The organism is Daejeonella sp. (assembly GCF_030695525.1).
In the GTDB taxonomy this organism is placed as follows: domain Bacteria; phylum Bacteroidota; class Bacteroidia; order Sphingobacteriales; family Sphingobacteriaceae; genus Daejeonella.
In genome coordinates this window covers 14,371-28,972 of record NZ_JAUYSS010000045.1, presented here as the reverse complement: position 1 = coordinate 28,972, position 14,602 = coordinate 14,371, and the positions used below count along the sequence as shown (strand labels likewise).

Annotated in this window: 7 protein-coding genes; 3 read left to right on the top strand and 4 right to left on the bottom strand. The window is 40.5% G+C overall.

Features of this window, described 5'->3' with window-relative positions; genetic code table 11:
- Positions 1–85: 85 nt before the first annotated feature.
- A complete protein-coding gene (locus Q8S11_RS09660) occupies positions 86–658 on the top strand; it encodes a thymidine kinase (RefSeq protein WP_305661886.1) in 573 nt (190 codons plus the stop codon).
- A 123-nt stretch (positions 659–781) separates the two neighbouring features.
- Here Q8S11_RS09660 and Q8S11_RS09655 read toward each other — a convergent pair whose 3' ends face one another.
- Positions 782–3,589: a S8 family serine peptidase gene (locus Q8S11_RS09655; RefSeq protein ID WP_305661885.1), complete on the bottom strand. Its 2,808-nt coding sequence runs from the start codon at positions 3,587–3,589 to the stop codon at positions 782–784.
- A gap of 171 nt (positions 3,590–3,760) precedes the next feature.
- On the opposite strand from Q8S11_RS09655, the gene Q8S11_RS09650 reads away from it, so the two are divergent.
- Positions 3,761–4,195, top strand: a complete 435-nt coding sequence (locus Q8S11_RS09650; protein ID WP_305661884.1) for a two-component system response regulator — start codon at positions 3,761–3,763, stop codon at positions 4,193–4,195.
- A gap of 243 nt (positions 4,196–4,438) precedes the next feature.
- Entirely contained in the window at positions 4,439–12,274 is a 7,836-nt protein-coding gene (locus Q8S11_RS09645; RefSeq protein ID WP_305661883.1) for a PKD-like domain-containing protein, read from the top strand.
- A 7-nt stretch (positions 12,275–12,281) separates the two neighbouring features.
- Here Q8S11_RS09645 and Q8S11_RS09640 read toward each other — a convergent pair whose 3' ends face one another.
- The 3 genes from Q8S11_RS09640 to Q8S11_RS09630 form a co-directional block, all read right to left on the bottom strand.
- Entirely contained in the window at positions 12,282–13,322 is a 1,041-nt protein-coding gene (locus tag Q8S11_RS09640) for a hypothetical protein (RefSeq protein ID WP_305661882.1), read from the bottom strand.
- Positions 13,323–13,395: 73 nt separating this feature from the next.
- The gene (locus tag Q8S11_RS09635; protein WP_305661881.1) at positions 13,396–14,259 is read right to left on the bottom strand and encodes a hypothetical protein; all 864 of its coding nucleotides are present in this window, start codon (positions 14,257–14,259) and stop codon (positions 13,396–13,398) included.
- A gap of 8 nt (positions 14,260–14,267) precedes the next feature.
- A complete protein-coding gene (locus Q8S11_RS09630; RefSeq protein WP_305661880.1) occupies positions 14,268–14,492 on the bottom strand; it encodes a hypothetical protein in 225 nt (74 codons plus the stop codon).
- Between the last annotated feature and the right edge of the window lie 110 nt (positions 14,493–14,602).

Genomic DNA, 14,602 nt, shown 5'->3' with positions numbered 1-14,602 from the left:
TGATCAGTGCTTAGCTTTTCTATACTCTTAAATCCATTAAAAATCGGATATTAGTACCCAGAAAAAAGAGGAAGGATCGAGCAGAATGTTATTCAGCGAACACAACTTTAAACGAAGGAAAGAGCTTAGCGGAAGTATCGAAGTCATCTGCGGATCAATGTTTTCAGGCAAAACAGAAGAACTGATCAGAAGACTTCGAAGAGCCCAGATTGCTAAACTGAACGTCGAAATATTTAAACCCAAAACAGATACCCGGTATGATGAAAACTCAGTGGTTTCACATGACCTGAACTCCATCCAATCTACCCCGGTTGAAAATGCAGCGTCGATCCTGCTCTTGAGTTCAAATACAGAAGTTGTTGGAATAGATGAAGCGCAGTTCTTTGATGATCAATTGCCGGACGTATGCAATACGCTGGCTAACAGAGGGATACGGGTGATTATTGCTGGGTTGGATATGGACTTTCAGGGTAAACCTTTTGGACCAATGCCCGAACTTATGTCCATTGCAGAAGTAGTCAATAAGGTTCATGCCGTTTGTTTACAATGTGGCGGACCTGCAAGTTATTCATACCGTACTGTTCCAAACGAATCGAAGATTTTACTGGGTGAAAAAGAAAGTTATGAACCCCGTTGCAGGATTTGCTACAATTCCTAATCCTTTTTTCTCCTGAGCTATTTCCTTCATTAATAATTCTCACATCCCAAAAGCTTCTTCCCGGAAGATTAGATATTATAAATCAGACTTATGAAGGCTTATTTCTTAACAGATTTTTTGAGGCTATTTTGTAACCAGTAATTTCAAGGTCTTTTCTTTGCCTTCAAATTGCATCTTGTAAAGGTAAATACCGGACTGAAGATCAGAAAGATCAACATTAATTCGGTAAGTGCCCCTTGCAAGGTTATCTCTGATTAACTCCCTTACCGCTTGCCCGGCTGCATTATATAAGATCAAATTGGTCAGACCGGGCCGGGTCAGGCTAAAATCAATAACAGTTTGATCGAGTCCAGGATTAGGAAAATTTTGACTGAGCACAAATCCGTCTTCAATATCCGTATTTTCGTATTTAATTAATTCATCATACTTTTTTTGAGCTGCTACAGCGCTGGCTTGCAGATCACTCAGGGAATCTCCTCCAATTAATGCAAAAGCTACTTTAACAATTCCATTTATCGGGATAGTAAATGGCCCATAACCACTCACCAGTAATATATCGTAACCATCAGCAGAATTTTCACCCAAACCTGCGGATTTAACTCCGGCAGAGAGTGTTTGATATTTTTCTGCTAAACTAAACTCCGAATCAGCAAAAATTGGATCTGCGGAAACCTGATTGGCCAGGGGATAGTAAACAGCCTGCCCGGTCCTGCTGAGCAGCTTAACACCTGCAAAATAGGTACCACCATGCCTGCCATATACATAAGCCATTCTGTTGATAGGATCATACTTTGTCACATCGCGGCCAATCGGATCAATATCCCAATCAGTAAATAAGCCTGCATAGACACCGCTTAAAGCGGATAGTCCGTCATTACGGATCTCATATTCCGAAATAATATACTTATCGTCAGGCCCGGTTGAATAGGCGGTCTGGCTATGCTTGACATACAGATTCAAAGGATTTGGATTTCCTGAATCATCAAATTCTGAACGACCCAGGAATGCGGCCTGGGTATCGTCATCATTAAATACCCTCAGCTTTTTAACGAAATGTTCATCCGATGTTCCAAAACCCGACCTGGTGTTATTTGAAACCCGGGAAGCAGAGTTTCCGATCATCAAAGATGCCTCAACCAGTAAAGGATCAGATTTATAAATAAATCCCAAACCATCATCTCCACTGCTATTGGCATAGCCGATACGGCCATTACTGCTTATAGTAGAACTTACCTGATTCACAGTAATATTCATAAAATCACGGGCAACTCGTACCTGAAATTGTTCTGTACTCTTATAATTGCTACCTGAGGCATAATGTATGCTGAAATTGACAGTTTCATTATCTGGTGTACCAGCCCTGACATATACCCGAAAAGGACCAATCAAAGTCTTTATTTCCATAGTGCCGATGTTGTTAAGTATATATTGCGGATTAATTATCTGAATATTCGGATTGCTGGTCTGCAGGTTGATCGCAAGTCCGGAGGCCGGTGATAAAAAATTCTTAATATCCAAAAAAATAGCTAGGGTATCACCGGCAGGTATTGATCCATCACCTTTATCGTTAAGTGTAATCTTCTGATATTTAATGGATGGTAATGTCTCGGTTAAGGCTCTGAACACATTTAAGCGTCCATGTCCCAGCTGACCTGAAAAGCCAGGATTAAGCTGATCAATATTATCTGAGCTAACTTTCAATTGCTCAGCTACCTGGAACATATCAAAAGCCGGGAATCTCGCCCTGACCAATGCTGCTGCACTTGATACCATTGGAGTTGAAAAAGAAGTTCCTGCAACCCATCCATATTTATTGGCATTTTTGGTAGAATAAACCAATCCGGGGGCCGAGAGTGAGATATGGCCGCCATAACTGGAAAAATCATTCTTCTTATCATTCAGATCCACTGCTGATACAGCTAGCACACCTTTATAAGCTGCCGGGTATTCGGGTGCAGAACTATTTGAATTCCCTGCACAAGCAATAATCAGGCTCCCCTTAGCTATGGCATAGTTCACAATATCCTGGCCAAATGAAGAAGCCATTGGCCCGCTGAAGGAACAATTAATAATATGAGCACCGTTATCAGCGGCATATTTAATCCCTTCGTAGCCCTTATAAATAAGTGAGGCATTATTATCGGCACATGCCTTAACAATCATTAATTTTGCATTATAAGCGATACTGGCTATTCCAAGTCCATTATCAGAAACAGCCGAAGCAATGCCGCTAACACTAACCCCATGATCTGTGGAATCACTTGTAACATCGGGATCGTAATCGACCTTCGGGTTTAAACCACTAAGCCCGACAAGGTCTATCCCTGGAAGCATAATATTTGCTTTCAGATCAACATGATCCATATCAGTCCCTGTATCAACAATAGCAATGATGGTATTGGAAGAATTTCTGATCAGATCCCAGGATTCCTCTGCCTTCACCTGTTTAAGCTGGCTTTGAAAACCCAGGTAAAGCGGATCATTGGGTGTATAGGAAACATAATGAACGTAGCTTGGCTCAGCATAATCAATATTGGGATTTCTTAACAATTCATTAATTACTTTCTCAATTCCTTGCTTTGAGCTGAACCTCAATTCATAAATCCTGTCAATCCCAATGGTATCTTTGATAGCCATTCGCTGAATAGCCTCAACACTGCTTGCTTTTAGTGAGTTTTTGAAAAGCTGATTTAGATTAAGATCTGATTCCTTAATATTAAGGTTCCTTAAGCTTGAAGCAGAACTTGCTGAACGTATCTGAGCTGCAGTACTCCCCTTTCTGAACTTAACAATAATCACATCCGGTAAATAGTCTTTTTGACTTATTCCCTGAGGCAACTTAAATGACGTCCTTCTATCAATTACAGAACCATTCTGTCCATACGCTGTAAAAGCGATGAAACACCAAAACATCAATAACAGTCTCTTCATAGATAGGGTTTACCAAAAATAGCAAAATCAGTAAAGAATGAACCTAAGGGTATCAATTATTATGTTCAGTTATATGTGAGACCCAACAAATGGAGTAAAGTATCAACATATATGAAACTTTCCCCTGTACAATTACGTAAACTAAAGCAGAATATTTAAATATTTTAGAATATGCCTAACACACAATTAAAAAAAGTCCTTTGTATCAATGATAATGAAGTTACATTGTGGATTCAAAAGCAGATTCTGAATAAATCGAAATTTTCGGAAGAGGTTATCACCGCGACAAATGGTTCTGAAGGCCTCGAATACTTTTATAAACTGATTAATGAAAATTCAAGTATTCAGAATGACTTTCCAGGCCTGATTCTGCTTGATTTGCATATGCCGGTTATGGACGGATGGGCGTTTCTTGACAGATTTTCCTCAGAAATATATCCATATTGTAAGAACACCAAGATCGTCATTACTTCCTATTCGGTTGATGAAATAGATTCAGAGCGGGCTAAGAAATATCCATTCGTTGTTGACTTCCTTACAACCTTACTAACTGTTGATTATCTTGAAAGTCTGCCCAGGTCAGTATTATCGGATGAGTTGGTTTAAGCTATCAAATCTGTAATTGTTTAGTCTGAAAAATATCTTTTCCATTAACCTGAAACAATTAACACAACCTGATTTGCAAATACATTATCGAAAATAAATTATTGTTTGATTAATACGATAATTATTTTCTATTAACGTAAATGATTGTAAAATTATAATTAGGGAAACATTTGCGTCTATTTTTCGTAAAACAATGTTTTTAGTAAACACTTAGGTATTGTTTCATGAAATTGCAATCGCAAAATGATACAAATTTTACGAAGATTATTATTTTTTCTTTTAATCTCATTTGGAGGGTATTCAAAACTATTCGGTCAGTGTGAACCGAACAATATTGAATTTAAGGGAGTAGATAAAATCTACAATACGGCATGTGGAGATGTAAGTTATCAGGATATTCGTGCTACTACACCATCGGGTTACGGCCTTACTTATTTTTGGGAGGTATCTTTTAAAGGAGAGAATTATACAGTTGTCAGAAATGGAATTAGCCCAATTGTAACTGCGGAATTAGCTAAAAGTGATATTACCAATCATATTATAGTCCCAAATTCCAATGCCTCCGGTGATTATAGAATCCGAAGAGTGGTTAGTAGCACTTCCGGATGTTCAAATTCTTCGGAACCTGTGTATTTATATTATGCACAAAACGCTGCCAGTTTATCGGGAGGAACAATTAGCGGAACCACGGTAACTTGTATTTCTACCAGCGGTACTTTGAGCTTAAGTGGTCATACAGGCCCTATTTTGAGATGGGAGCGTGCTCCGGTTAGCACCGGAATATGGGAGATTATAGATAATACCACAAGTGCCTATACCTACACAAATCTTTCCGAATCATATTGTTACAGAGCACTGGTAGATAATATCTGTGATAAAAATGGAACAGATCTATATTCAAGTGTCCTATGTGTAACCGCAAATTCCACACCGATTGTTACCACGGCTCCTCAAAGTCAATCTGTTTGTATAGGTTCATCCTTAAATTTGAGTGTTACAGCTTCAAGTGTCCTGGCGCCTTCTTATCAATGGAGAAGGAACGGAATTAATATTAATGGTGCGACCCTGGCTTCCTTAAACATCCCTACTGTAGATGATACTGATGCCGGATCATATGATGTAGTAGTAAACAATGATTGCGGATCTGCTACTTCAGCAGCTGCAGTAATTACGATCAGTCCTTTGCCTACAGCAACCGTGCCAGGCAATTCTACTTTATGTGCAGGCGCTTCAACAGCCGAAACATCCTTTAGCAGCAGTCCGACCGGAGCCACGTATAACTGGACAAACTCGAATACGGGAATTGGTTTGGCAGCCAGCGGAACTGGAAATGTACCAGCCTTTACTGCCCTGAATTCAGGAAGTACAACTATCAGCTCAACGATAACTGTTACTCCTGTATTGAATGGATGTGCGGGGCCTTCATCCTCGTATATAATTACTGTCAAACCACTGCCTGTAGCTATTGTTCCAGGTAGTTTTAGTGTATGTTCAGGCGCCACCGTTTCATCATCCAGCTTTAGCAGCCTTCCGGCAGGAGCAACATACACCTGGACCAATTCAAATACTTCTATAGGACTAGCTGCATCAGGCAACAATAATGTACCCAGTTTTACGGCTGTTAATAATACCGCTTCACCTGTTTCTGCAACAATATCTATAACACCGACTTTAAATGGATGTACAGGAACTCCCAGCACTTATACTATCACAGTAAATCCGCTTCCGGTTATAACTTCCGCTACCCCACAAAACGAAAGCAACTGTGACTTGAGTGACGGTAAAATTACCATTGTGGCAAGCGGCGAAGCACCACTTCAATATTCAATTGATGGAGGAGCGACGTTCAGTAACGGAAATTTATTTGAGAATTTAGAGGCAGGCAGTTATACTGTTGCGGTAAGAAGTGGGTATGGCTGTATAGTATTAGGGCAAACTGTAACTGTAGCAAGTCCGGGAGCACCCGCCCCACCTGTTATCAATGACTTTCTTTACCCAGTTTGTGAAAGTTCAAACCTGGTACTGAGTGTACAGAATGCAGATGAGTCACTGGTATATACCTGGACAGGGCCATCCCAGTTTTCAGCGACAGGCCCTATAGTTACTATACCAAATGTCACTCCTTCCAATGCAGGTAGCTATGCAGTAACTGCAACCAGCGGTGCATGTGTAGGTACCGCGCAAGTTTTTGAAGTAGCAGTTTCCCCTCTACCAACCGTTACCGTTCCCCCAAATTTGACTTTCTGTGAAGGATCCACAATTCCCGAAGGTGTTTTTTTAAGTACTCCGGCCGGGGCAACATATACCTGGACTAACTCGAATACGGCGATAGGTCTGGTTTCATCCGGGATGAACAACATACCATCATTTACGGCTACTAATAATACAAATGCACCAATAACAGCAACAATAACCGTAATACCAACTTTAAACAACTGCCCCGGTCCTGCGGCATCTTTTACAATTACTGTTAATCCCAGGCCTGCTGTAATCTTGCCTGCAGATTTCGCGGTTTGTAGTGGAGTTTCTGTACCAATTAGTAACTTCAGCAATAATATTTCAGGAGCTACCTATAGCTGGACAAACTCGAATTCCTCTATTGGCCTGGCATCAAACGGAAATGGCAATTTACCTGCATTCTCCGCAGTTAATAACAGCAATTCCCCCATTTCTTCAACCATTACTGTAACTCCTTATTTTGATGGTTGTGCCGGAACATCCTCAAGTTTTACAATCACAGTCAACCCTTTGCCCAATGTTAATGTACCGGCCAATTCTATAGTATGTTCAGGAACAAGTACTCCCGCCTCCAGTTTCAGCAGCGGTCTGCCGGGAACTACTTTTAACTGGACAAATTCAAACACTTCAATTGGTCTGTCTGCCAGTGGAAGTGGAACTGTGCCGGCATTCATAGCTACCAATGCCAGCTCAGAAATTATTACAGCAAACATCACTGTGACTCCTATTCTAAATGGGTGTGCCGGCCCAAGTTCGGTTTATTCGATAACAGTGAGACCATTACCCGTCATTACTGTTCCTGCCAATATCATTGCATGTTCGGGAACCACTATCCCGGCTTCGATATTTAGCAGCATCCCGGCTGGCAGTACTTATACATGGACCAATTCAAATACCGCTATCGGACTCGCGGGAAGCGGGATTGGGAACATTTCAGCTTTTACCGCAATAAACAACACCCAATCTCCTATTACTTCCACCATTACTGTTACACCTACAAACAATGTCTGTACCGGACCCGTTTCAAGCTTTACCATTACAGTCAATCCATTGCCTGTAATGGCTCAACCGGCAGATTTGATAGTTTGTGCGGGAGTAACGATAGCTGCAAGTAATTTTTCCAGTAATGTTTCAGGTACAACATATAGTTGGACAAATTCAAACCCAGATATCGGACTTGCAGCCATTGGGAACGGAAATATCCCAAGCTTTGCAGCAATAAACTCTACCATATCAGCTATTTCAGCTACAATTACAGTAATTCCTATTTCAAATGGTTGCCCTGGTCAGCCGATAATCTTTACCATAACGGTTAATCCCCTACCGGTGATTTTATCGGCAATAGCAACCCCCGAATCACAATGTAATATCGATGATGGAACAATTACAATAACGGCCAGTGGTCTTCAGCCCTTAGAATACTCGATCAATGGCGGAAACACATTTGTTCAGAATAATGGGAACTTCACAAACCTGGCAGCAGGAAGCTACTCAATAGTCGTCCGCAATTCAAGCGGCTGCATCATTACAGGGCCAGTCCTATCTGTAACCAGTCCCAGCGCACCTCCACAACCTGAGATTAATGCCTATGTAAGTCCTGTCTGCGAGGGAGAACCTTTAATTCTCTCCATTATGAACCCAAACCCAATGGCAACCTACACCTGGACTGGTCCATCGGGATTTACTGCAAGCGGTGCATCAATAATCCGCTCAAATTCAGATCCTTCCATGTCCGGAACCTATGCTGTAACTGCTACTGTTAACTCGTGTGTCAGCGCTTCTAAGACCTTTAATATTCAGGTTGACCCGAAGCCAACATTAATTGCTCCCATGAATCAAAATTATTGCAAAGGCAATGTTGTTCCTGAGCATATTTTTAACAGTACTCCACCGGGAGCCACCATTAGCTGGACAAATTCAAATCCCGCAATCGGTCTTCCAGCTAGCGGAACCGGGAATATTGCTTCATTTACAGCAGCCAATAATACAAATACTGCCATCACAGCAAGTATTAGTGTAACTCCAAGTCTGAACGGGTGTCCCGGTCAGACATATACGTATACAATTACAGTTAATCCATTACCATTAGTTACCGGTCCCGGAAATTCTGTTGTGTGTGCAGGAGAAACTATTTCGGCAGGAAATTTAATAAGCAATATACCTGGAACAAGTTATAGCTGGACCAATTCAAATACCGCTATTGGACTTCCGGCGAGTGGAACAGGAAATATTCCGAGTTTCATCGCAACAAATTCATCCGGCACTACTATTTCAGCTACAATTACCATAATACCATCAATGAATGGATGTGTGGGCAACACAATAAGTTACACAATCATAGTTCAGCCCTTGCCGGTAATTACAGCAGCTTTAGCCACAAATGAAACAGCTTGTAATCTAAGTAACGGAATAATCACAATTACAGCAGTTGGGACACAACCCCTTGAATACTCTATTAATGGAGGAATTACCTTTGTACAAAACGGAGGTAATTTCACAGGTGTAAGAGCAGGAAGTTATTCTGTTGTGGTAAAAAATGCCAATGGATGTCTATTTATAGGACCCACATTGTCGGTATCAAGTCCGGGGGCTCCCCCTCAACCGGATATAAATCCCTATGTGAGTCCGGTTTGCCAGGGCGAACCATTAATTCTTTCCATTCTCAATCCTGATCCTCTTTTCACCTATACATGGACTGGGCCAATGGGTTTTACCGAAACCGGTCAATCTGTAACCCGTTCAAATTCAAACCTTTCCATGTCAGGAACTTATGCTGTAACGGCTACCCTTAACTCCTGTGTCAGCGTATCAAAAATCTTTGAACTGAAAATAAACCAACTGCCCCTATTAGTAGTACCAGAGAATCAAATTTATTGTAAAGGGCTTACGGTGCCGCAAAGTATTTTTAACAGTACTCCACCCGGTGCCACAATAAGCTGGACAAATTCAAATCCAGCAATCGGATTAGCCGCCAGCGGAAGTGGCAATGTACCCGCTTTTACTGCTGTAAATAATACCACAGAACCTATCACTGCTACAATCACTGTGATTCTAAGTTTAAACGGATGTATTGGGCTACCCAATACCTATACGATAACTATCAACCCTGAACCCATTGTAACTGTACCATTAAGCTTTACCATATGTTCCGGAACACTGGTTTCTGCTACTTCATTTGGAGCAAATATTGCAGGTGTAACTTATAAATGGACTAATTCAAATCCATCAATCGGACTAGCAGCCAGCGGAAATGGGAATGTTCCTTCATTTACGGCTATTAATAACACCAGTTCAGCAATTCAGGCATTGATTACTGTATTTCCAACATTAAACGGTTGCGCCGCACCTTCTTCAAGTTATATTATTACCATAAAGCCACTTCCTAAGCTTAGCAATTCATCTTTGACCCAAATGTTATGTACCCAATCCAGTTCAAAAGTGGTCGAACTTACTTCCAATATTCCCGGAACTACTTTCACCTGGACGGCGAGCGCCCCGGCTTCAGTTTCAGGATACGCCACGAGCGGCACAAATATTATCCCTGTTCAATTTCTTACCAACAGCAGCTCAACACCAGAGTTTGTAACCTATACGATTATTCCAGGTAATAATGGTTGTACCGGGCCTGAAAGTAAATACACCATTATTGTAAACCCGCTTCCCACGGCAACACTTAGTGGAGGAAAAATGGCCTGTTTTGGTGCGATTAGTACATTGAGTGTCAAACTGACGGGAAAAGCTCCCTGGACAATAAGCTACACTGATGGATTTAACTCAAACACAATTAGTGGAATTGGAAGTAGTAATTATACATTCAACGTCAGTTCTGATACCACCAGAACTTATAGAATTACCTCAGTAAGTGATGCAAATTCATGTTCGAATTCAGGTAGTGGAGGTGCTATAATTATTCAGCCTCTGGCAGCCATAAAAGCCAGTGCATCAATTATTAATGTCAACTGCTATGGTTCGAACACAGGATCTATTCAGATTGAAACTGTTTCAGGGGGCTTCGGAACCTATGAATACAGTATAAATCGAGGAATCAGCTGGCAAAGCGGTAAAATATTTAACGGCCTTTTAGCAGGAAGCTACCAATTATATGTAAGGGATGCCGGAAGTCCGGAATGTATTACTGTAATATCTCCTGACTATACTATTTCACAGCCTGCAGCACCTCTGGGCTTAAGCTTCATCCGGACTGATGTTTCATGTTTTGCAGGAAACAACGGGTCACTTAAAGTTACAGCAAGCGGAGGAACCGCTCCATACATCTATCGCTGGCAAGGTGGACAGATCACAAAAGACTTAAATGGGCTCATTGCAGGTTCTTACTCCATCACAATTACAGACTCAAAAGGATGTGAATACACTGAATCTATACCCATCAGGCAACCTGCCGCACCTCTCAAGATTAATTTTACTAAGATTGATGCAAGCTGCTTTGGAGCAAGGGATGGCAGTATAGACGTAAGTGTTTCAGGAGGAACCTCACCATATACTTATAAATGGTCTAATAATGAAAGTACAAAAAATCTGCAGAACCTAGCACCAAATATCAATTATTCTCTTTCGGTGATTGATGCGAGCGGATGTTCTGAAACAATTAGTATTCCGATATCTGAACCTGAAATCCTTAAGGCAGCACTCACTGTAAAAAACACGGTTTGTAAAACTTCAATTGATGGGATGATTTCAGCGACAATCACTGGCGGTACAAAACCATATGATCTGACCTGGAAAGGTAGCCCCATTAAAAATGATATCTTGGATAATCTTGCACCCGGAATCTATGAGCTTTTTATAAAAGATGCCAGAGGATGCACCCTGATGGTTTCAGCTGAAGTGCTGCGCGGAAGTTGTCCTCCGATCGCGATAGATGATAGTTTCAAAACCGATGAAGAAATACCTGTTTCTGGCAGTGTTGCACTGAATGATTATGACCGTCAGGGAGAAAATATTAGTTTTTCACTTACATCAGCTGCAAAAAATGGGACAATTACTTTTAGTCCTGATGGAAAATTCAACTATACCCCCAATGTTGGATTCTGGGGACTGGAAATCATAACCTACCGGGTGTGCAATACTTCGGGAATGTGTGCCACTGCCTCATTAATTATTGAAGTTATCCCTTTTACAATTGTTAGTCTGGCACCAGCAATAAGCCATGTTTCGGAAGGCAAGAAAACAGCTGTTACTGCCAGACTTATGAGACCATTCAGGGATGATGTAACTATCAGGATCAATTATCAGGGCAGGGCAAAGAATGACCTTGATTATATACTTCTCGATCAATATCTCGATATCAAAATCCCACGCGGGAAAACCTTTACTACTCAAAAGGTTACATTGGCTGCTTTAACAGATGATGAACAGGAAGGTGATGAAGATGTTATTCTTAGTATCTTATCAACATCCGACCCTTTGGTAAGAATTGGTAACGGTGCTACGGTGATCATTAATGATATCTATCCACCCTCACCTACTATTCCAATAACCACAAAAAATGACCCTCCTTTAAACCCGGATATCATCCCCGATCCTTTGGTATCCCCTAATAATGATGGATTGGGTAACGAATTTTTTAGAGTAGAGAACATAGTATCTTTCCCGGATAACGAGGTTTTGATCTTCAATCGCTGGGGGAATGAAGTCTTTCGAATGAATGGATATAATGAAAGTGACCGGGTATTTTCGGGGTTCGCCAATACCGGATTACTTTCAAATATCAACTCACCGCTGAGTGATGGTGTTTATTACTACCTGATCACTACACACCGGACATTAAGGGGGCAGAGAGTTTCAGCACTAAATAAAGGTTACCTGATCCTGAAGCGATAAATCTGATTTATATTAGCTTAAATCTCAGCTGTTTATCATCTTCCCAGAAACAAATTGCTTTCCCATTGTCCAGAGTGTAAACTTTCGGAGAAACACCGGAGCCAAGCACGGTAACCTTTTTTGTATTCAAATTCATTACACTCACAATTTTTTTATCCTGCCAGGCGATATATGTTTCTTTATTATTTTGAGCCATACTAACATCCCGGCCTGAATCAAGTTTGATTTCCGCCTGATTTTCCGACCAGTAATAAACATCTCCGTTTCTTCTCCAGGCCGCTGAAACCATTCCCGAAGAATTAACCGCTAAACTACCTCCATCCATTGGACAGGCATTTAACTTCCATGTTCCTGTTCCTGATTTTTGAGCGGCAGAAAAGGATTTCCCCTTATCATTGGAAACTGTATAATAAATATCCCTTGAACCCATTAACCAGTTACGGAATCCAATGACAATTTTTCGATTGGCTACGACAATATTTGGCTTACAGCATTCGCAAACATGCTTATCCGGTGATTTATAAACCAGGGAATTAGCGTTCCATTTAACAGATTTACCATTGATTGAAGAAAAATATACATTATTTGTCTTCCCCTCCCTGATGTCAAGCCACGTAGCGTAAAAATTATCCTCTTTATCGGCAGCGATTGCCATTAACCCTTCGGGAGCCGAAGCTTTTTTGTCATTAATTTCTGTCACCAGTATCCATTTTCCTATTGAATGGTTTAATCTGTAAGAATGGATATTTCCTCCCTTATCCATCGCACTAATCATGGAAAAATTTTTAGAAGAGGCAATTTGGGGGCCTCTGGTATTCCCTAAATGCATACCGGGAAGTTCAGCCACCAGTACTGCAGAAGAAAAACTAATTCCATTATTGGTTGAAGTTAAACAATAGATCTTTTCACCGTTCCCGTATGTGACGCGAATAACTCCTTTAGTATCAATTGAAAGATTTGGTTGCTGCCCCTGAATTGTTGTTTCAGGAAGGAGTGAATAACATGGAATCGAAATACTAAAAAATACAAATAAAAAAAACACTTTCATATCCTGAGTTCATTCTTAATGAATCACAAGATATGGAAGTGTTCAGTATAAACCTGAAAGGTTTATAAAACTATTATAATTGCACTATAATATTTACATCAGAATCAAGCCTGTTCCGGGTTAAAGCCAATTGATTTTCGAGATCTGTTACATTATTCTGAAGATCCAGAATAAGTCCTTCACGGCGTTGAACTTCCTGAGTACTAAGATTTACCCTGCTGGTATTCAGATTTGTTTTTACTCCTAAAAGTTTCTCCATTGCATACTTTAAAAGTGCTTCACTATAAGACATAGTCTCATAGGTTTGTTCATAGTTAGTATAAACAGTCTCACGTGATTGGATGTATTTTGAAGACCAGCGATCTGAATAATTAGTTGTACAATTCCCAATGATATCACCATGGTTTAAATGTGCCTGAACTGCATTTTCGGAGATATTGATAGTTACCGAATTGCCCGAATCATTACCGGCTGGATTATGGCAGATGCTAACTTTCTTTTGATTTTTCGGATGTTTACGCTGTGCCCAATTATTAATTCCCCAGTCAATATCGATATCCCTTTTGCCATTCATCACTTTACTATTTCCCTTACCTCTTTTAATCTCCCAATTTCCGCCATCAGTATTTCCTTTGTTTTTGCCGGACTTGCCCTTATCGTCATTATACTTCTCATTCTTTCCCTGCTCTCTCTTATCACCACGATCATCATTATCCTGTCTTTGGTTTTTATCATCCCGGTAGTCCTTATCCTTTTTGTCATCCTTTCCCTGGTTTTTATCAGACTGGTTCTTTCCCTTGTCTTTTCCATTTGCATCGTTTTCTTTACCTTCTGATTTTCCCTGTCCGTTATTACCCTTTTGCGGATCTGCCAGGGCCAATAGTGTTATGACAATAAATGGAAGGATGCTGATCCTTAAAATGTTATTTCTTTTCATAATATCTTTTATTTAGCGGTTTCAAATTCTTTGTCAACTGTTTCTAAGGAAGCCTCAAGTTTTGCATTTTTATCTTCAAGCTCTTTGGTAGCTTGTTCAAGATCCTTTGAAACAGAATCCATTACAAATACTTCTGACTCATCAGATTTTGTAGCGTTATTAGTACAAGAGCCCATTGAGAAAAGCCCGAAGGCCAATAAAGGAACAGCTGCATAGTTAATTAATCTTTTCATATTGATTTTCATTTAGTTACGATCTATACAACATAAATCAAGCCAGTTTATCTCCAAATACAAAATGGAGTGGCACGGCAATTGGTTTACAATGAATATCTAGTAAACAC

Excerpts from the sequence above, each read along its gene's own strand:
- Q8S11_RS09635 (WP_305661881.1), bottom strand. The coding sequence starts at position 14,259 with ATGAAAAGAAATAACATTTTAAGGATCAGCATCCTTCCATTTATTGTC.
- Q8S11_RS09645 (WP_305661883.1), top strand. The coding sequence starts at position 4,439 with ATGATACAAATTTTACGAAGATTATTATTTTTTCTTTTAATCTCATTT.
- Q8S11_RS09660 (WP_305661886.1), top strand. The coding sequence starts at position 86 with ATGTTATTCAGCGAACACAACTTTAAACGAAGGAAAGAGCTTAGCGGA.
- Q8S11_RS09640 (WP_305661882.1), bottom strand. The coding sequence starts at position 13,322 with ATGAAAGTGTTTTTTTTATTTGTATTTTTTAGTATTTCGATTCCATGT.
- Q8S11_RS09630 (WP_305661880.1), bottom strand. The coding sequence starts at position 14,492 with ATGAAAAGATTAATTAACTATGCAGCTGTTCCTTTATTGGCCTTCGGG.
- Q8S11_RS09650 (WP_305661884.1), top strand. The coding sequence starts at position 3,761 with ATGCCTAACACACAATTAAAAAAAGTCCTTTGTATCAATGATAATGAA.
- Q8S11_RS09655 (WP_305661885.1), bottom strand. The coding sequence starts at position 3,589 with ATGAAGAGACTGTTATTGATGTTTTGGTGTTTCATCGCTTTTACAGCG.